The 19,451-nt window shown below is 73.0% G+C and carries 15 protein-coding genes; 7 read left to right on the top strand and 8 right to left on the bottom strand.

From position 1 onward, the window contains the following. Positions 1-300: 300 nt before the first annotated feature. On the top strand, positions 301-1,740 hold the full coding sequence (locus ACZ4Z3_RS33560; protein WP_468504648.1) for a zf-HC2 domain-containing protein: 1,440 nt from the start codon (positions 301-303) through the stop codon (positions 1,738-1,740). Positions 1,741-1,793: 53 nt separating this feature from the next. On the opposite strand, the gene purU is transcribed toward ACZ4Z3_RS33560, so the two are convergent. Further along, the gene (gene purU, locus ACZ4Z3_RS33565; protein ID WP_055713968.1) at positions 1,794-2,675 is read right to left on the bottom strand and encodes a formyltetrahydrofolate deformylase; all 882 of its coding nucleotides are present in this window, start codon (positions 2,673-2,675) and stop codon (positions 1,794-1,796) included. 191 nt (positions 2,676-2,866) lie between these two features. Beyond that, positions 2,867-3,367: an SCO4402 family protein gene (locus ACZ4Z3_RS33570; RefSeq protein ID WP_055713965.1), complete on the bottom strand. Its 501-nt coding sequence runs from the start codon at positions 3,365-3,367 to the stop codon at positions 2,867-2,869. A gap of 128 nt (positions 3,368-3,495) precedes the next feature. On the opposite strand from ACZ4Z3_RS33570, the gene ACZ4Z3_RS33575 reads away from it, so the two are divergent. Then, positions 3,496-4,821, top strand: a complete 1,326-nt coding sequence (locus ACZ4Z3_RS33575) for an ABC transporter substrate-binding protein (RefSeq protein WP_468504576.1) — start codon at positions 3,496-3,498, stop codon at positions 4,819-4,821. 75 nt (positions 4,822-4,896) lie between these two features. Here ACZ4Z3_RS33575 and ACZ4Z3_RS33580 read toward each other — a convergent pair whose 3' ends face one another. Together ACZ4Z3_RS33580 and ACZ4Z3_RS33585 are read right to left on the bottom strand one after the other, a co-directional pair. Next, the gene (locus ACZ4Z3_RS33580) at positions 4,897-6,861 is read right to left on the bottom strand and encodes a hypothetical protein (protein WP_468504577.1); all 1,965 of its coding nucleotides are present in this window, start codon (positions 6,859-6,861) and stop codon (positions 4,897-4,899) included. 200 nt (positions 6,862-7,061) lie between these two features. After that, complete coding sequence (locus ACZ4Z3_RS33585) at positions 7,062-8,444, bottom strand: transcriptional regulator (RefSeq protein WP_249829359.1); 1,383 nt, start codon at positions 8,442-8,444, stop codon at positions 7,062-7,064. A 349-nt stretch (positions 8,445-8,793) separates the two neighbouring features. Here ACZ4Z3_RS33585 and ACZ4Z3_RS33590 point away from each other — a divergent pair, with 349 nt between their 5' ends. Beyond that, positions 8,794-9,477, top strand: a complete 684-nt coding sequence (locus tag ACZ4Z3_RS33590) for a bifunctional DNA primase/polymerase (RefSeq protein WP_055716645.1) — start codon at positions 8,794-8,796, stop codon at positions 9,475-9,477. A 293-nt stretch (positions 9,478-9,770) separates the two neighbouring features. Beyond that, positions 9,771-11,321 (top strand): serine/threonine-protein kinase, encoded by a 1,551-nt coding sequence (locus ACZ4Z3_RS33595; protein ID WP_468504578.1) that lies wholly within the window; start codon positions 9,771-9,773, stop codon positions 11,319-11,321. 192 nt (positions 11,322-11,513) lie between these two features. Here the strand turns inward: ACZ4Z3_RS33595 and ACZ4Z3_RS33600 are convergent, their stop codons facing one another. The 3 genes from ACZ4Z3_RS33600 to ACZ4Z3_RS33610 all read right to left on the bottom strand — a co-directional run bounded on the left by ACZ4Z3_RS33600 (position 11,514) and on the right by ACZ4Z3_RS33610 (position 14,764). Continuing rightward, a complete protein-coding gene (locus ACZ4Z3_RS33600; RefSeq protein WP_468504579.1) occupies positions 11,514-12,131 on the bottom strand; it encodes a TOPRIM nucleotidyl transferase/hydrolase domain-containing protein in 618 nt (205 codons plus the stop codon). 305 nt (positions 12,132-12,436) lie between these two features. After that, positions 12,437-13,351 carry an alpha/beta fold hydrolase gene (locus ACZ4Z3_RS33605; protein ID WP_468504580.1) on the bottom strand — a complete coding sequence of 305 codons (915 nt, stop codon included), beginning with the start codon at positions 13,349-13,351 and terminating at the stop codon, positions 12,437-12,439. A gap of 720 nt (positions 13,352-14,071) precedes the next feature. Further along, the gene (locus ACZ4Z3_RS33610) at positions 14,072-14,764 is read right to left on the bottom strand and encodes a metal-dependent transcriptional regulator (RefSeq protein WP_055539361.1); all 693 of its coding nucleotides are present in this window, start codon (positions 14,762-14,764) and stop codon (positions 14,072-14,074) included. Positions 14,765-15,013: 249 nt separating this feature from the next. Between ACZ4Z3_RS33610 and ACZ4Z3_RS33615 the strand changes: the two genes are divergently transcribed. The 3 genes from ACZ4Z3_RS33615 to ACZ4Z3_RS33625 all read left to right on the top strand — a co-directional run bounded on the left by ACZ4Z3_RS33615 (position 15,014) and on the right by ACZ4Z3_RS33625 (position 18,451). After that, a complete protein-coding gene (locus ACZ4Z3_RS33615) occupies positions 15,014-15,772 on the top strand; it encodes an SIS domain-containing protein (RefSeq protein WP_468504581.1) in 759 nt (252 codons plus the stop codon). A gap of 211 nt (positions 15,773-15,983) precedes the next feature. Next, complete coding sequence (locus ACZ4Z3_RS33620) at positions 15,984-17,522, top strand: PAS domain-containing protein (protein WP_468504582.1); 1,539 nt, start codon at positions 15,984-15,986, stop codon at positions 17,520-17,522. A gap of 266 nt (positions 17,523-17,788) precedes the next feature. After that, positions 17,789-18,451, top strand: coding sequence for a maltokinase N-terminal cap-like domain-containing protein (locus tag ACZ4Z3_RS33625; RefSeq protein WP_468504583.1), 663 nt, complete (start codon positions 17,789-17,791; stop codon positions 18,449-18,451). A 47-nt stretch (positions 18,452-18,498) separates the two neighbouring features. On the opposite strand, the gene ACZ4Z3_RS33630 is transcribed toward ACZ4Z3_RS33625, so the two are convergent. Next, positions 18,499-19,374 (bottom strand): hypothetical protein, encoded by an 876-nt coding sequence (locus ACZ4Z3_RS33630; RefSeq protein ID WP_468504584.1) that lies wholly within the window; start codon positions 19,372-19,374, stop codon positions 18,499-18,501. Positions 19,375-19,451: the final 77 nt, after the last annotated feature.

Here is a 19,451-nt window from a genome sequence, read left to right on the forward strand (position 1 = left end):
CTGGAGAGTGGCGACGGTGAGCCGGTGAGCGGTGCCGAGGGCTCGCGGGGCGGAATCGACGGGACCGACAGCGGTACCGGTGCGCCCGAGGGCGCTGCCGAGGGCGCGCAGGACGGCACCGGCGGGCCCGAGAGTGATGTCGGTGGAGCCGGGAGCCGTGGCGTTGACCCGCTGGACGGCGCCGAGGGGGCGATCGGGGCCCGTGGGCTCCGGGAGTCGGGGAGCGGGGCGGGGGACGTGCCCTTGGTGCCGCCCCGGATACCGCTCCCGCGCTCCTCGGTGGAGGACACGGGGCTGCCGCTGCCCGACTCTCTCCCGTTCGCCCAGGAGCACCCGACGCCCCCATGTGACGACCAGGACGAGACCGCCGCCGAATCACCGTGGGCCGAGTCCGGCACTCCATCGGAGTCCCCGGCCCCTTCCCACGAGTCCACGGCCTCCTCTTCCGCCGTGCCCGAGGTACCGCCGACCGTGCCTCACGCCCCCTCGCCGGGCCCGAATTCCCCCCGCGATCCGGCGGCCTCCTCCGCCACGCCCGGCGAACCGGCGGCGCCTGCCCCCGCCCCCGGCCACTCCCCCCTCGTGCTGGAGCACCGGGTGTTGAAGGCGTTGCTCGGGGCTTGGGCGCTGGCCGTGTGTTCGGGGGACGAGGCGGCGGCCGTGGAGGAGCATCTCGGGGTGTGCGGCGGGTGCGCGGACGAGGCGCGGCGGCTGCGGGAGGCCGTGGGTCTGCTGCACCCGCCGGAGAGCCTCGACCTCGCCCCGTCCCTGCGCACCCGGGTCCTGCGGAGCTGTCTGGACCGCCGTGCGCCCCGCATCCCCGTACCCACCTGGGCGGCGCCGTACGACGCGGAGGCGGCCCGGCTGGACGCGCTGCTCCAGGACATCGACGACGCCGACTGGCACGCGCCCGTGCGGCTCCGCTGGTTCGAGGGCGACGGCCCGGTGAGCCGGCGAACGACCGTCGCCGGGGTCATCGGGCACCTGCTGACCGTCGACGGTCTCGTGGCGACCGCGCTGGGGCTGGAGGACCCGCTGGAGCACCTGGCGGCGGCCCCCGCCAGCCGTACTCCCGACGCGCGCACCGAGGCGTACTGGAAGGCCGCGCACCTCCTGCCCGGCCGCGCGATCCGCGGGCCCTGGCGGGAGCAGAGCCACGACATCGTGCGTACGACGTCGTTCAGGGGCGGCGGCCCCGAGGACGCCGACGGCCACAAGGAGACAGAGGGATCCGGGCGGCTCGTCGTCTCGTACGGCGGGTTCGAGCTGCCGCTGCGGGACGCGATGCTCGACCGGGCGTTCGAGTGCTGGATCCACGCGGAGGACATCGCGGAGGCGGTGGACTACCCGTACGCGGCGCCCTCGGGACGTCATCTGCACGGGATGATCGACCTGGCGGCCCGGATGCTGCCCCTGGTGCTGGCCGAGCGCCGGCGCACGGGCCTCGCGTCACGGTCGCCCGCGGCGGGCCGTCATCTCGTGTCGGTCGGCGCGCCCGGACGCAGCCTGCGTCTGGAGATCGAGGGTTCCGGCGGCGGCGAGTGGCTCATCCCGCTGGACTCCCCCGCCGCGGTCGGCTCCGCCGAGCACGAGGTCGCTCACGTCGCCCTCGACGGCGTCGAGTTCTGCCGGCTCGCCGCGGGCCACGTCCCTCCCGAGGAGGCCGCGGCCGGGCAGATGGGCGACCGCGACGCCATCCGGGACGTCCTCTTCGCGGCGGCGTCCATGAGCCGCATGTGACCGGGCGGGCCGCATGCCCCGCGGCCGCCCCGCGACTCCGTCGTGCCCTCCGGCTACGCGAACACGACCGTCCGGCGGCCGTTCATCAGGATGCGGCGCTCGGCGTGCCACTTGACCGCGCGGGCCAGGGCCTGGCACTCCACGTCCCGGCCGATCGCGACGAGCTCCTCGGGGGTCACCCCGTGGCCGACCCGCTCGACCTCCTGCTCGATGATCGGCCCTTCGTCGAGGTCGGCGGTGACGTAGTGCGCCGTCGCCCCGATCAGCTTCACGCCCCGCGCGTGCGCCTGGTGGTACGGCTTCGCGCCCTTGAAGCTCGGCAGGAACGAGTGGTGGATGTTGATGATCCGCCCGCTGAGCTGCTTGCAGAGGTCGTCCGACAGCACCTGCATGTACCGCGCGAGCACCACCAGCTCGACCTTCTCCTGCCGGACGAGCTCCAGCAGCCGCGCCTCGGCCTCGGCCTTGGTGTCCTTCGTGACCGGGATGTGGTGGAAGGGGATGTCGTAGGAGGCCACCAGCTCGGCGAAGTCCGTGTGGTTGGACACGACCGCCGCGATCTCGACCGGCAGTGCCCCGATCCGCGCGCGGAACAGCAGGTCGTTGAGGCAGTGCCCGAACTTGCTGACCATCAGGACGACGCGCATCTTGTCCTCGGCGCGGTTGATCTGCCAGTCCATGTGGAAGGAGTCGCCGATCGCCGCGAAGCTCGCCCGGAGCTTGTCCAGGCTCACCGGCGCCTCCGCCGAGAAGTGGACGCGCATGAAGAACAGACCCGTGTCGTGGTCGCCGAACTGCTGGCTGTCCTCGATGTTGCAGCCGGTCATGAAGAGGTAGCTCGACACGGCGTGCACGATGCCCTGCTTGTCGGGGCAGGAGAGGGTGAGGACGTACTGGTCGGCGGGCGCCGCGGCGGGAGTGGGCTGCGCGTTCATGCCCGACAGGGTCGCATATGGCGTCCCCATGTCGGCAATCGTCCCGCGGACCGGACCGACCGGAACGGCCCCGTCCGGACGGGGCCGGACCGGACCGACCGGAACGGCCCCGTCCGGACGGGGCCCCGCACCGCCCCCCGCGCCGCCCGACGCCGACACCTGGCCGCCGCTACGCCGACCCCGTGCCGCCCCTACGCCGCCCTCGTCATGATCCGCAGCACCTCCAGCGTGCGCGGCGGTGTGTCCGGGTCCTCGCCGTCGCTCACCGTCAGGCGCACATGGGCCTCGCGGGCCGCGCGGACCGCCTCGGGCCACGCGGGGTGGTCGAGGTACGCGGAGACGGGGGCGTCCGGCCCCACCTGGTGCATGATCCGCAGCACGCGCAGCACGGCGGTGTCGACGAGCGCAGCTTCCTGGGCGTCGCGGAAGATCGCGCCCACGTACTTCTCGGCGGACCAGTTGTCCAGCCAGGTGTCCTCGACCAGGCGGTACACGGCGTCGGTGACGTCACCGTAGCCGTCGACGCCGGCCAGCCAGACGTCCCGCTGGAACACCGGATCGGAGAGCATGTGCAGCGCGGAGCGCACATTGCTGCGCCAGCGCCACCACGGCATGTCGTTCAGTGGCATGCCGCCCATGGTGGATGAGCGACGCCCACGACGGGAAGAGTTCTCCGAACCTTGGACGGTCATCGCTCCCGCGTTCCTCTCTGCACTCCCTCGAAAATACGATCGTAGCTTCCCGCAATTCACCTCCCGGTCACCTTCCATTGACCGGTCGTCACGCCCGGGTTGGTCATGTGGCGGAATCGTGTGGAGCCATGACCGGCAGGCGACGCACCTCAGCAGACCGTCCCAGGCCCATCCGTCCCGGCGGTTTCCGCCGTACCGGGACGAAACGGGCCGGTACCGCGAGAGTCGTCGCACTGGCACTGTGCGCGTCACTCGCCGCCGGGTGCGGGGTCGTGTCCGGCGTCACGGGGAATTCCGGGGACGGCCCCATCACCGTCATGACCTGGGCACCGGAGAAGACCGCCGCCACCAACAAGCCCGGCATGCCCGCCATGGCCAAGGCGTACGCCCGCTGGATCAACGCGGGCGGCGGGATCAACGGCCGTGAGCTGCGCATCCTCACCTGCAACGACCACAACGACACCGTGGGCGCCGCGCGGTGCGCCCGCCGCGCGGCGAAGGAGGACGCCGTCGCCGTCGTCGGCTCCTACAGCCAGCACGGCCGCTCCTTCCTCGCCCCGCTCGAGTCCGCCGGCATCCCCTACATCGGCGGCTACGGAGTGACCGACGACGAGTTCTCCAGCGCCCTGTCCTACCCGGTCAACGGCGGCCAGGCCGCGCTCATGGCCGGCCTCGGCGAGCAGCTCGCGCGCGCCTGCGGCCCCGTGGCCCTCGTCCGCCCCGACTCCATAGCGGGGGACCAGCTTCCGCTGCTGCTGAACTCGGGGCTGCGCTCCGGGGGCCACCGGGGGGCCGAGGACCAGCTGGCCGCCGAGGACGCGACCGAGTACGCGGACCATGCCCGGCAGGCGCTGCGGCGGGCCTCCGGCGACCCGGTGAAGCGGGGCTGCGTGGTGCCCGCGCTCGGCGACCGGACCTCCACGTTCATGGACTCGTTCCGCCGGGACCGCGAGGACTACCCCGCCGTGCGCACCGCCTCCGTGCTGGGCAGCGTCGACCAGTCCCTCATCGACGCGACCGGCGGCAGGTCGGGGCCGTACGAGGGGACGTACGTGACCGGCTGGTACCCGGTGGAGACCGACAAGCGCTGGGACCGGATGAAGAAGGTGATCCGCGAGCACGCCTTCGACGACAACCGCATCGACCCGGCGGACCCCGGGGTGCAGACCACCTGGATCGCGTACACCGTACTGACGTCCGTCATCAAGAGGCTCGGCGACCGCGAGGTCACCGCCCAGGCGATCCGCAACACGCTCGACAACGGTATGAGGGTCACCACGGGTGGGCTGACCCCGCCGCTGACCTGGCGCTTCGAGGACCTGATCGCCGCCGCCGGCCTCCCCCGCCTGATCAACCCGGAGGTCACCTTCCAGGTGGTCCGCAAAGGCCGCCTGGTCGCCGCCCGGCAGGGCTTCGTGAACGTCGAGAAGACCCTCGTCGACGCGGAGCTGTGACCCGCCAGGGCCTGCCCTCCTGACGGCCGCCGCGCGCCCGCGGGGATCCGTCGGGAGCGGTCTGGCCGGACAGGCCTAGAGCTGGCCCGCCTGCCGCTGGGTCAGGCCGTACTTGCCGGCGATGCCGTTCCACAGCTGCGCGGCCTTCGTCTTCTCGGCGCTCGCCGTGCTGCTGGCCTGGTTGCCCGCCTGGGTCTCGCCGGTGGAGCGGGCCTGGCCCCGCTTGCAGAGCTTCCTCTTGCCGGCGACCTGGTCGGCCCACGCGGCGTAGTGGTTGTCGGCGGACGCGGAGGCCTGCCACGCCTTGGTGAGCGCGCTGGTCAGGGCGGCGTTGTCGGGCAGCTTGTCGACGGACAGCTCGCCGAGCTTGGTGACGAGGTCGTTGCGCTGCTTGGCCGCGTTGCGCAGATCGGTGGCGGCCTGGCCGAGGTTGGTGCAGGACCGGATGTTCCCGACCGCCTTGATCACGCTGTTGCGGCTGTTGCCGCTGTCCGCGAGCAGCTTGTCCAGCGCGACCGCCTGCTCCTTCGCCGGGTCGGCCGCCTCGGCCGACGACTCCTCGGCCGACGGCTCGGACGCCGTCACGGCCTTGTCGTCGCCCTGCCCCTGGTCGTCCTTGCCGCCGCCCGCCATCAGGGCGCCCGCCCCGATACCGAGGACGGCGATCCCGATGCCCACGGCGGCGATCAGCGGCACCTTGGAGCGCGTACGGCCGCCCCCCGCGCCCTCGCCGTCACGTCTGGCGGTGGCCCGCCCGGGATGAACTCCGGGGCCACCAGGACCACCGGGGCCGCCGTGACCACCGGGGCCCTGCGGCGGCTGCGCGCCGTACGGCGGTTCGATCCTCGGCATCTGCTGCGTGGCCCCGGCAGGTCCGGCGCCCGCGGGCTCGCTGCGGAAGAGGCTGTCGAACACGTCCGGCTGCTGCTGCGGCGCACCGTACGCCTGAGGCCGGTCCGGGGCCGGGGCCTGCGGCCGGGCGGTCACCGGCGGGATGAACTGGGTGGGCTCGGCGTCCGGGTTCGCGGTGGGCGGCAGGGGTCCGGCACCGTGGTCCGGGACCCGCCCGAGGTACGCCGTCGCGTCGGCCGACGCCTCCGGCGGCAGCGCGCCCGGCCCCACCGGCGGCAGGAACTGGGTGGCGGCCTCCGGCGCAGCGGGCACCGGCGGAATGTACTGCGTCGCCGCCTCGTCCCCGGGCAGCGGACCGGCGGACGACACCGGCGGGAGGTACTGGGTGGCCCCCTCGTCCACCGGCGCCGGCGGCATGGGCGCCCCGCCCGACGCGAGCGACACCTCTCCCGCGACCGGCGGCAGGGGCATCCCGGAACCACCCCCGGCATACCCGTCGCCCGCGTACGGGCCCTGCGCCGCCCCTGGCGCGCCGTACGCGCCCTGCGACCCGCCCTGCGCCCCGTAGGCGGCCTGCGAAGACCCTTCGGCCCCGTACCCGGCCTGGGACGCCCCTTGCGTTCCGTACCCGGCCCGGGCCCCGTCGGTTCCGTACGCGGCTTGCGGCGGCCCGTCGCTTCCATACGCGGCCTGCGATGACCTCTCGGACCCGTACCCGGCCTGCGATGACCTCTCGGACCCGTACCCGGCCTGCGACGACCCCTCGGACCCGTACCCGGTCGGCGACGACCCGCCCGTCCCGTACCCGGCCTGAGCCCCCTCGGCCCTGTATCCGCCCCCGGACTCCTCGTACCCGTACCCGCCCGCGGTCCCCTCGGACCCGTACGCTCCCCGGGGCCCCTCGGCCCCGTACGCGGCCTGCGACGGTCCCTCGGGGGGCAGCGGCAGACCGCCGCCGGTCGGGGCGCTCCGGTCGCCCCACTCGGGGGCGCCGCCCCAGGAACCGGCGGGCGGCTGGTTCCGCGCGTCGTGACCGCCCTGGTTCCACGTCGGGGCCGACGCGCCGGGAGGAAGGGGAGCCGGGGGCAGCTCGCTCGGGTGCAGCGGCGCCCCACCGTCGGAGGGCAGCACGATGCCTTCGCGCGCGGGCCGCGCCGAGGGCTCCTCGCCCTGTCCACTCTGCGTCACCGGGACTCCTACGAACGGGGGACTTGCGGAATCGTCGCCTCACGCTACCGGTTCCCGGCAACCGCCTCAGCACCACCCGCACCCCACCGAGCGCCCCGGCCCCGGCCCCGGCCCCAGAAGAACCCCGGCCCGCCGAACCCCGGCCGCGCGACGGCCTGGCCGCCCTACCGGCGACACGACCGGGGTCCTTCCGGCAGGAGTTACGCCGCCTGGAGCTCCATCCGCGCCCCGAACTCCCTGACCACCGCCTCCTCCCGGAACGGCTCCAGCCTCTGCTGGAGGTCCTCCAGATACTCGGCCCCCCGGTTCGACCGCAGCGACCCGAGCAGTTCCACGGCCTTCAGGCCCGTGTGGCACGCCTGCTCGACCTCGCGCTGCTGCACCTGCGCCGTGGCGAGCAGCACATAGCCGATGGCCCGCCGCCGGGCCCGCGACTCGGGATGCTTGGCCAGCGACTCCTCGGCCTGCCGCGCCGCCGCCTCCGCCTGCCCGAGATCCCGGTGGCAGTGCGCCAACTCATCAGCGAGGTACGCCTCGTCGAAGTGCCTGATCCACGTCGGGTCGTCCCCGGACGACGAGTCCGCCGCCTCCAGCGCCTCGACGGCCCGCCCGGCCGCCGCCTGTGCGGCGCGCGCGTCGCCCATCAGCGCGTGCCCGCGCGCCTCCGCCGCGTGGAACATGCACTCCGCGCGCGGTGTGGCGCGCCCACGCGCCCCTTCCTGCGCCGCCCGCGCCAATTGCGCGATCTCTCGCGGGTTCCCGAGCTGCGCGGCGAGGTGGCTCATGGACGCGGCGAGCACATAGCCGCCGTACGCGCGGTCGCCCGCGGCCTGGGCGAGTCGCAGCGCCTGGATGTAGTACCGCTGGGCGAGCCCGGGTTGCCCGGTGTCGACGGCCATGTACCCGGCGAGTTCGGTCAGCCGGGAGACCGCCGCGAACAGCTCGCGGCCCACCGCCTCCCGGTACGAGCCGGCCAGCAGCCCCGAGACGACGCTGTTCAAGTAGTGCACGACGACGGGCCGGACATGCCCGCTGCCGTACTGGTGGTCGAGGTCGACGAGCGCCTGGGTCATCGCGGTCACGGCCGCCACGTCGGCCAGACCGACCCTCGGCCCCGCCGAGCGGGCCACCTGGGAGTCCGGCGCCGAGATCAGCCAGTCACGGCTGGGCTCGACGAGCGCGGAGGCGGCGACGGACGACCCCGACAGGAAGTCCCGCCGGCCCACGTCGCTGCGCCACAGCTCGCAGACCTGCTCGATGGCTCCGAGGACCGTCGGCGAGAACTGGAGCCCGACGCCGGACGCGAGGTTCTTGCCGTTGGCCATGCCGATCTCGTCGATCGTGACCGTACGGCCCAGCTTGCGCCCCAGCGCCTCGGCGATGATCGCGGGAGCCCGGCCCCGCGGCTGCTGTCCGCGCAGCCAGCGCGCGACGGACGTCTTGTCGTAGCGGAGATCGAGTCCGTGCTCCGCGCCGCACATGTTGACCCGCCGGGCCAACCCGGCGTTGGAACAGCCCGCTTCCTGGATGAGCGCCTGCAGCCGTTCGTTCGGCTGCCTGGCGACGAGCGGCCTTGCGGCCATGGCGTACCCCCTGTGGCTGTGGTGCCTGCCCACGCTTCGAGTTGACGTGTCCTCAGCGGCCGGTCCCCTTCTGACACCCGGACATACGACTCGGTGCGCGCGCCGAACACGCGTACCGAAAACGCATACCCAGCTGTCGAAAGGATCCGGCCTCGAAGATCAATGCCCCGCCGACATACCGAAGATGCGAGACATTCCACGATTGCCGGGGTAAACACGGATGCTGTACCCCACACGTGGCTACCCGGCTCACTCGGTGATCCCGCCCGCGCGCCCCCGGACATGCACCCATGCGCCCCGGCCCGATCGACGATGCTCTCCCCCGCGCATGTGACATCCGTAACCACTGATGAGCGCTAGAGTTGTGTTCATCGTGGAAGAGACCATCGCGGGCCCTGAAGCTGCCCAAATCCCGAAGCAGCGTGGTGAAACGCTGCTGGACACCGCCGTTCGATACGCCGAAGAACGTCACTGGGACGTGTTTCCCGGTACGTGGCTGGAAGCAGTCGACGGGGTGCAGCACTGCTCTTGCGGCAACACCACGTGCGCGACCCCCGGCGCGCACCCGGCGCGTGAGGACTGGGCGACCCAGGCGACAGGCAGTGCGACCGTCGCACGCCGTCTGTGGTCCAAGCAGCCGACCGCGTCGATCCTGCTGCCGACAGGGCGTACGTTCGACACGATCGACGTTCCCGAGACGGCCGGCCTGCTGGCGCTGGCCCGGATGGAGCGCATGGATCTGACGCTCGGTCCGGTGACCTGGACGCCGGACCGCCGGATGCACTTCTTCGTGCTGCCGGGCGCGTCGGTCAAGGTCCCGGATCTCGTACGGAAGTTGGGCTGGTCCCCGCTGTCGCTCGACCTCAGGGCACTGGGCGAGGGCGAGTACGTGGCGGCGCCGCCGACCCGGTACGGCTCGCGGGGAGCCGTGCAGTGGGCGCGTCGCCCCACTCCGGCGAACCGCTGGCTGCCGGACGCGGAGGAGCTGATCTCGCCACTCGCGTACGCGTGCGGCAGGGACGGCCGCCGATAACACTCCGGGTGGCGCGACGAGCGGTGCCCACTCCCAACTGGCTGTGGAGTGAAGTGGCTTGGGTTTGCCGACCGGGCAACTCGTCCGCTCGTCGGGCCGAAACGGAGCCACTGCCTCCAGCGCGACCGTCCCCTTCCTCTTCCTCCCCTCTCCTCTCTTCGTCCGCGCGCACGGCCCGTCGGCCCGGCCGACCGGGGCGGAAGCGATGATCCGGCGTGGCCGGGCCGCACCGTCCCGCAGGCGCTACATTGACCTTCGCCATTCGTGTGACCGGCGGGGGACAGGGGGAGAGCATGCGGGACTTGGTTCCGGAGGACCCCCGGGCACTTGGCCCCTTCCAGCTGAGCGCGCTGCTGGGAGAGGGCGGCATGGGGCAGGTCTTCCTCGGCCGGTCGCCAGGAGGACGGCGCGTCGCCGTGAAGACCGTACGGGCCGAGATCGCGGCGGACCCCCTCTTCCGGGAGCGCTTCCGGCGCGAGGTGGAGGCCGCGAAGCGGGTGGGCGGCTTCTGGACGGCGTCGGTGGTGGACGCGGACCCGGACGCGGTCGTGCCATGGGTGGCCAGCGACTACATAGACGCTCCGGACCTCGCCCAACTCGTGGGTCGTGAAGGCCCCTTGGCAGAGCGAGACGTACTTCGGCTCGCTGCCGGACTCGCCGAGGCGCTTCAGTCGATCCACCGCGCGGGGGTCGTCCACCGCGACCTGAAGCCTTCCAACGTGCTCGTCACCGGGGACGGCCCCCGGGTCATCGATTTCGGTATCGCCAAAGCCCTTGAAGGGGGAGCGACCGTCACCTCCTCCGGACTTGTCATCGGCACGCCCGGTTTCATGTCCCCCGAGCAGGCCGGCGGCGACCGGGTCGGGGAAGCGAGCGACATCTTCTCCCTCGGTTCGATCCTTGTGTACGCGGCCACCGGTGAGGGTCCCTTCGGGAAGGGGGCGGCGCCCGCGCTGTTGTACCGGGTCGTGCACGACGAGCCCCGGCTCGACGCCGTACCCGCCGGGCTGCTGCGGGAGACAGTGCTGGAGTGTCTGGCCAAACGCCCCGAAGACCGGCCGACCCCGGCCGAGTTGCTGGACTGGCTTCAGGAGGAGGCCGAGTACTCCGCGGTCTCTGCGCCGACGGTCGCGGCGGCCGTGCGGAACCGTCCGGCTGGGAGGGACATAGGGGATCCGGGGGACACAGGGGTGGCGGAGCCGGGGCCACCGACACGAGTGGCTCCCGAGCCGGTGCGTGTGGAGTACTCCGAGCGGTTCCCCGTACGCGGCATCGGCTGCTCCACCGTCGGGGTACTGATCGGAGTCGCCTTCTGGTTCGTGCCCCGGTTCGCGGGCGGCTGGAGTTACGCGCTTCTGGTCCCGCTGCTGCTGTGCGGGCTGATGTTCCTGTGGTGGGGGCTCCACGCGCTGTGGCGCCCCGATCGAGGGGCGGTCGATGTCGGGCCGGACGGTTTGGTGCTGCGCAAGCCCGGCGTGGGGGTCATCAGTGCCTGGCGCTGCCCCTGGGACTCTCTCGGCTGCGTGACCTTGACGCCCATCACCGGTTCCGAGGCGGCGAACCGCCACGCGTATCGCCTCGTGGCCACCCCGGCACCGGGTGAGAGATGGCAGGTGCCGACGGTCTTCGCGATCGGGCTGCCCCAGGCCGAGTCGTTCGCGCTGCGGGCGGAGCACAGCGCGCTGAACGGCGCCGGGAAGGCCGTGACGGCGTCCATGGCCCTGTTCTACTCGGACCTCGAGACGGCCCGTCGTGAGATCGGCCGACTCCACAAGGCCCTGCTCGCCCACGCCCCCACCGGCTACCGCCCGGATCCCGCCCTGCTGACCACACTGCACGGCTGAGCCCCGAAACCCACCTGCCCAAGGCCCCCTCCCGTAGTCCCGGCGACGGCAAGCAGGGCGGGGCGGACGGGCGGCGGTCCAGGGACCCAGGAGGACCGCCAGCGTGAACGGCCGACGGTCTGGGGGGGCGGCGTCTGGCGGACAGGGGGCGGCGCGGTCTGGGGGCGGCGGTTCGCGGTTTGCCGTCGGTGGTTAGAGGGCGGCGAACAGGGCGTCCAGCGGGGCGGGTACGCGGTCGGGGGCGAGGGCCTCGACGAGGACTCGTCCGTACTGGATCTTGCGGCCCTTCTTCGTGCCGAAGAACCGGCGGAGCTGCTGCTGGGCGGGGCGGCCCTGCTGGGCGGGCTGGCGGAGGAAGGTCTGCAAGGGGCGCAGGTCGCCCTCCGCGCGGACGAGTTCCTGGACGCGGGTCGTACCGAGCGCGCGGATCAGCTCGTCCTCCAGGTCGGCCGCGCACACGAAGTACCCCTCGGGTGCCGCGCCGGCGCGTGCCCAGCCGCGGGCGTAGTAGCCGCGCTCCCGCTCGTCGCACAGCCCGGTGAGGCGCAGGCCGAGGCCCGACGTGCCGAGGAGCCCGGCGAAGCGGCCGACGCTCATCGCGCCACCCATCGGCAGAACGCACACCCCTTCGGCGGCGAGGTCCCGCCCGCGTCGCGCGGCGAGCGCGTCGACCGCCGCGACGTCGCTCGGGCCTTCGAGCAGCACGACCGCCCGGACACCGGCCGTCACCACCAGATCCCGTGCCGGGTCGCCGGGCCCACCCGCCGCCCACTCGATGACCGCCTGCCGGAACGCCCCCATGTCAGCCATGCGACGAGTCTCCGTCGTTTCCGTCCGCCGGGACAGGGATTTTCGCCGCCCGCCGATCACCGGGGCCGGCCCGGACTACGCCGATCTGCGCCGCGTCCACACCTCCCGCGTTGCGGCCTGCCGGATCCGGCAGTGGGACCCGGCAGGTGTGGTGGATGCGGCGCCGCAGCGGAGCCCACACCTGGCCCCTGACGGGCGGAGCCGGACCGCCACCCCGCCTGGCTGCGCGTGACACGCGAGGGCACCGGAGCATCCCGCTCCGGGGACTCCCGCTCCGGGCCATTCCCGGCAGGGGGCCCGCGCGCTCAGTCCGTGAAGCCGTCCAGGAACGGCTCTATCGCGGCGCGCCACGCGTCGGGCTGGTCGTAGTGGACGAGATGGCCGGCGTCGGCGACCTCGGCGTACTGGCCGTGGGGCAGGACGCGGACCATCTCCTGGGCCTCGGCGCGGCCCAGTTCGCCGTCGAGGCCGCGGACGACGAGGGTGGGGCACCGGACCTGGGTCAGCTCCTCCCAGTGCGCGTCGTACACCCAGGTCTCGCGGGTCTTCAGCATCTGCTCGGGGTCGAAGACGGGCCGCCAGCCGTCGGGACCCTCGTGCATGACCTCGGCGTAGAACTCGCCGCGCGAGGGGTTGGGGCGCTCCACCCAGGGGTCGTCCTCGCCGAACCACTTGCGGACGTCGGCGAGGGTCGCGAAGGGCAGCGGCCAGGCCTTGAACCAGCTCTCCCACTCCCGCTGGGAGGCGGCGCCCAGCGCCGAGGCCCGCATGTCACAGATGATCAGACCGCGCACCAGGTCCGGGCGCTTGGCGGCCAGTTGCCAGCCGGTGAGCGCGCCCATGGCGTGGCCGATGAGGATGACGGGGGCGAGGCCGAGCTGCTCGATCGCCGCCTCGGCGTCCTCCACATAGGCCTCACGGGTGTAGGCGGCCTGCTCCGGTTTCTCGCTCCGGCCGTGGCCCCGCTGGTCCAGGGCGACGGCGCGGTGCCGTTCGGAGAGCCAGCGGGCGGTGGGCGCCCAGTGCGAGGCGCGGCCCATGAGGCCGTGCAATAACAGGACGCCGGGCCCCCGCTCGCCGCCGGGTTCCTCCCCCGCTCCCGGCTCGGTCCCTCCGCCGGTCAGGTCGTCGGGTAGGTCCCCGGTCTTGGGCGGGTCCCCGAACTCCCAGGCAGCGAGACTCACGCCGCCGGTTCCGGTCACGTCGATGCGCCGCGTCATTGGCACCCCCCACACTCCCGCTCGGACCGCTCGCTCCCGAAGCTCTCGCCGCGCTTCGAACCGGGTGGTCCCTTCGTCCTGACCGCTGTCGTACCGCTGCCGTACCGCTGTCGTGCTGCCCTTGCTGTCGCGCCGTGGTGCGCGCCGCCCGAACGGCGCGCACTTGTTGTTACAGCGCGCCTATCGATCGGCACGTTACGTATGGGATGCGTGGGTCGGTCCGGGACGGGCCGCTCGACGCGACGCCACGCCGTACACGTTATCGAATACACATTCGAAGATGCCGTTCCTGACGACAACACCCCTCGTTCGAGTGACCCCCTTGCAGGATTGCCCGCCGCCGCCGAGGGGAGATCTTCAACGGGAGGCGGACCGCTCGGGGAAAACGGTCCGAGGGGGATGACCCTGGGAGCTCGGGGCTCCGGGTCAGCACAGGGGAGGACAGGCCCCGGCGCCGCTCGGCGCCGGGGCCCTCCTCACGTCCACGGCACATCCGCCCCGCCCCCTCCTCCACCACCGCGAGATCGCCGTCTCGGGCGGCCAAGAGCCCCTCAGGTCATATGCCTCACGGGCAAGCCTCGCACGGGAACGGTCCGCGCGCTGCGATTCGGCGCAGCGAATCTCGGACTTCGGCGGGCGACCGGCGGACGGTCGAGGTGGCGGCCGTGACCCGTCCGCCGGCCCGGCGGGAAAGCGCCTGCCGCACGCCGGGTGGCAGCGTCAGCGCTTGGCGACGAACACGTGCGAGGCGACCTCCGCCGCGAGCTCCGCGGCCTCGCCTCCGCTGCCCACGAGCACACCGCCGGCCGCCTCCGTCACGCTCACCACGGAGCCGGGCTGCACGCCCGCGCGCCGCAGCGTGTACATCAGCTGCGCGTCCGTCTGGATGGGCTCGCCGATCCGGCGCACGACGACGGTCTTGCCCTCGTTCCCCGGGTCGAGGTCCGCGAGGGAGACCATGCCCTCGTCGAGGAACGGGTCCGCGCCGTCCTTCTCGCCCAGCTCCTCCAGGCCCGGGATCGGGTTGCCGTACGGCGACTCCGTGGGGTGGCGGAGCAGTTCGAGCACACGGCGCTCGACGGCCTCGCTCATCACGTGCTCCCAGCGGCAGGCCTCCGCGTGGACCTGTTCCCACTCCAGGCCGATCACATCGACGAGCAGGCACTCCGCGAGGCGGTGCTTGCGCATCACGCGCGTCGCGAGGCGGCGGCCCTCCTCGGTGAGCTCCAGATGCCGGTCCGCCGCCACGGAGACGAGGCCGTCGCGCTCCATGCGCGCGACCGTCTGGCTGACCGTCGGGCCGCTCTGGTCGAGGCGCTCGGCGATCCGGGCACGCATGGGGACCACACCTTCCTCTTCGAGTTCGAGGATGGTGCGGAGATACATCTCCGTCGTGTCGATCAGTCCGGACATACGTGCCCCTCGATGAGATTCAGCGGCTTCGCTGCGCTGGCCCTGGACTCAATTCTTACGCATCCCACTGACAACCGGGCCGTCGCTGCCGTTTTCCCAGGGTGCCCTCCAAGGATGCCCTTCCGGGACACCGGGTGGGGGCCGTCCTGCCACCCATTTCCGCGCCCTTCTCCCTGACCGCCGTATTGACACCCCACTGGTCCAGACCTCTAACGTGATCGCAGGTCGGACGGACGGAGGGGTGCGGGCATGGCGGACGGCACTGCGGCGGCACGGCGTTTCCTGGACGCGGCGATCGGGTTGGTGGAGCGCGTACGGGACGAGGAGGCCGACAGCGTCGCCGCCGCCGGGAAACTCGTCGCGGACACGGTCGTCGAGGGCGGCCGCCTCTTCGCGTTCGGCGCCGGTCACTCCTCCCTCGCCGCACAGGACCTCGTCTACCGGGCCGGCGGCCTCGCCCTGATGAACCTGCTGGCCGTGCCCGGCGCCGTGGGCGTCGACGTGATGCCGGCGACGCTGGGCTCCGCGCTGGAGCGGGTCGACGGGCTGGCGACGGCGGTGCTCGACAGCAGCCCCCTGCGCGCCGGCGACCTCCTGATCGTCATCTCCCTGTCGGGGCGCAACGCCCTGCCCGTCGAGATGGCGCTCCACGCCCGCGATCTCGGCGTGAGGGTCATCGGCGTCACCTCCGTCGCGTACGCCACCGCGACGACTTCACGCCACTCCTCGGGCACCTTCCTCAAGGACCACTGCGACCTCGTCCTCGACTCCAAGATCGGCATCGGGGACGCCGAACTCACCCACGACGCCGTGCCGGCCCCCTTCGCCCCGGCCTCCACCGTCGTCACCTCCGCGCTCCTCCAGGCGGTCATGGCCACCGCCGCCGCCGACCTCGCCGACCGGGGCGTCCAGCCCCCGCTGCTGCGGTCCGGGAACGTCGACGGCGGCCTCGACTGGAACGACCACGTCTTCCGGGAGTACGGCGACCGCATCTTCTACCTGCGCTGACACCGCCCCCGCCCGGCGCCACCGACACACCCTTCGAGTGTGTAGGGCGGTGGTGCGTGGGAACGGTGAGAAGGAAATCCGGCGTACAACGATTTCGTCCAAATCTTGCGTGAACCAGATGTGGGCTGGGTCACGTTCGAGTTGAATGATGACGAGTGAGCGAACCGACGCGCCGTACGTGCGGACGCAACGCAGCCTGCAGGGGGTTCAGGTGAGTGCTTCCCGGCGTAAAGGGGCCACCGACGCACTGGGGCCCGACGAGCCCGAAAAGAACGGTCCGGGCACCGGCCGCAGCGGCCGGGGCAACCGCGACGGCCGGATCGACGACACCGATCAGAGCGTGCACAGCGACAACGGCGAAGACACCGACAGCACAGACGACATCGACGACATCGACACGGAGGACGCCGTGGACTCCGTGGATCCCGGTGGCGCGGACCTCCTCGCCGCCCTCCTCGACGGCATGGACGCCGCCCTGTGCGCCTTCGACGCCGACGGGGTCGTCACGCACTGGAACCGCGAGGCGGAACGCATCCTCGGGTGGAGCGCCGAGGAAGCCGTCGGACGGCGTGGCTTCGCCGGCTGGGCCGTACGGACCGCCGACGCGGAGGAGGTCGAGACGCGGCTGATGGCCGCCATGCACGCCTCCGGACGGCAGGTCCACGAGTTCGCTCTCGTCACCAAGGACGGCGGACGGGTCCTCGTGCGCACCCAGTCCGCCGCCGTGCGCGGCCCCGACGGCAAACCCGCCGGCCTGTACTGCGCCTTCAGCGAGGTCCACGCCCAGATCGACCTGGAGCGGTCCATCGCGCTCAGCGAGGCCCTCTTCGACGACGCCTCGTGGGGAGTCGTCCTCGTCGACGCCGACCTGCGGCCCGCCGTCGTCAACGCGCACGCCGCCCGCTCCCTCGGCATCGGCCGCACCGCCGCCCTCGGACGCCCCCTCGGTGAACTCCTCACCCAGGGCGTCGAGGAACTGGAGAGCGCCCTCACCCATGTCCTCGCCGAGGGGGCCCCGCCCGCGCCCGCCGAGATCTGGGTCGGCGTGCGCACCCCCGACGGGGAGAAACGTCGCTGCTGGCGCAGCGGCTTCCTCCGTCTCGCCTCACCGCTCGCCGAGGAACCCGTCCCCCTCGGCGTCGGCTGGCTCTTCCAGGACATCACCGAGGCCAAGCAGAGCGAACAGGAGGCCGCCCTCCTCCGCTTCCGCGTCAACCAGCTGCACCGGGCGGCACGCGCCGCCGCCGAGTGCGAGGACCCCGGCGAGGCCGCCACCGTGCACCTCGACTTCGCCCTCGCCGGCTTCGCCGACCACGCCCTCATCGACCGGGTCGCGGGCAGCCCGCCGGCCGACGACGGGCCCGTACGGCTCGTGCGGGCCGCCGCCACGCCCTCCGGCCCGCCCGGCCCCAGCAACCTCGCCGGCCACGCCGGCATCCCCGTCCGCTACGGCCAGGGCCACCCCGCGCTGCAATGCGTGGAACGGGCCGGATCGGTACGCGCCAGCGCCGGGTCCGCCGCCCCGGAGGCCGCCCGCGACTGGGCCACCGCACGCCAGTGGCCGCCGGAGACGGTCCACGCCCTCTGCGCCGTGCTGCGCAGCCGGGGCCGCACCCTCGGCGTCGTCACCTTCCTCCGGGGCGCCGGCCGCACCCCGTTCGAACGCACCGACTCCCTCTACGCGGAGGACGTCGCCGTACGCATCGCGGCGGCCCTGGATCTGGAGGCCCTGGGGAAGGCGGCCCAGTAGGCGCCCCATGGGTCGGCCGCGTGGCGGAGCCGGCGGGAGCACCCGCGCCAGGCCGCCCGCGCCCGACTGGAGCGGGGCACACGGCAGACATGGCGAGGCGCCCCCGGCGGCGGCAAGCGCCAGCGGCCAGTCACCCAGGACCAGCGAACCGGCGGCGGCCGTTCCGGGCTTGCGCTCCGGCCGTCGGGGCCGAGGGGCGAAACGGTTCGCCCGGGGCCGCCGGAAACCGTTCGCTGCGGCGTGGTGGGCGGGCGGAGAATCGGGGGATGGCGATCATTCACCGCACCACGCTCACACCCACCAAGCTCGAACTGCTCACCGACTGGCTGCCGGGCCGCCCGTGGTACCGGGGCGGCGCGGGCGAGCCGCGGTTGGCCAGGGCCGGAGGGTTCCGGCTCGACGATCCGGCGGGCGAGGTCGGCGTCGAGTTCATGGTGGCCACCGACACCGCCGGCCCCGAACCCGTCCACTACCTGGTGCCCCTCACCTACCGCGGCGCCCCCCTCGGCGACGCCGAACACGCCCTGATCGGCACCACCGAGCACGGTGTGCTCGGCACGCGCTGGGTCTACGACGGCTGCCACGACCCCGTACTCGTCACGGAACTCCTCGCCCTGTTCGAGGGCCGCGCCCAGGCCCAGGCCCAGAGCCTCACCGACACCCCGGACCACGAGATCGTCCGCTCCTACGCGGGCTCCGCGCCGCTGCCGCCGACCGCTGCCGGCGAGGCACCCTCCGCCGACGACGACAAGGACGCCACCGGCATCGCCGTCACGCCGGGCCTCACCCTCCGTCTGAACCGGGTGCTGCGGCCCGCCCCGGACGCCGTGGCCGACCGTCCCGAGGACGCCCTGGGGCATGTCTCCGGCCACTGGGACCTGCCGGACGGCAGCCGCGCCCGCGCCGTCTTCGCCGTCCTGCACGACTGACGCGGGCGGGTCGCCCGGGCCGGTCACCCACCGCCCTCGGTGTCCGGCTACACGCCGCCCTCGATGAGGGTCCAGCCCGAGGACACGTCGGCCAGCGAGCCGACGTTGGTGTAGTCGCCGTCGGTGAGGGTCGAGGTCCAGGCGGTGCCGTTGGTCTTGTAGAAGAACAGCGAGTCCGAGGTCCGGCCCACCTTGCCCCACAGTCCCGTCGTACCGATCCCCCGGACCGTTCCGACCGAGCCGTCCGTGGCCGTCGCGACCCTGGCCTGGAGCCGCGAACCGGTCCTGGCCAGGGCCAGCAGGGAGTCCTCGGTCGCGGTCAGGGTTCCCAGCGGCGCTCCGTTGCGGGCGCCCTGGTGCGTGTAGAGGCCGTCCTGCAGCGTCCCGAAGCCCAGCCGGTTGCCGGCCGCGAACGCCGCCGTGTCGCAGGAGGCGGCGATGCTGCTCCAGCCCTTGCTGAACGTGGAGTAGAACTGGCCGTGCTGGTACTCGCCGCCGGTGAGCGTGCCCGTCACACCCTGGCCCGTACGGGAGTTGTAGAACAGCACCGTGTCACCGGCCGCCTCGACATGGGTCCAGCCCCGTGAGAAGTCGTCGAAGCTCTGTACCTGCTCGTAGCGGCCCGACTCGAACGTGCCCGCCTCACCGGCCCCGGTGTTCGTGTTGTAGAGCACGATCGAGTCGCGGCTCGCCGCCGCATGCGTGTAGCCCGTGGGGAGGTCGAACGCGGTCCTGAACTGCCAACGGCCTTCGGAGAGCGTGCCCGTGGCGGCCTCACCGGTGCTCCGCTTGTAGAACAGGATCGAGGAGTTGGGCGTCGTGTCCTCGCAGTACGGGGAAGCCGCCGACGCGGTGGGACCAGGTCCGGCCAGCAGAAGGGCCACCACCGATCCGGCGAGCGTGGCCACCAGGGATTTCCTCATGGTTCTCCCCTACTCCTCGCGCATCCCGCCCCGCGGGTTCAACACCCCTCAGCCCCTTGGCTGGAACGCCCCTCTCC

The sequence above is a fragment of the Streptomyces sp. NPDC030296 genome (assembly GCF_055572815.1).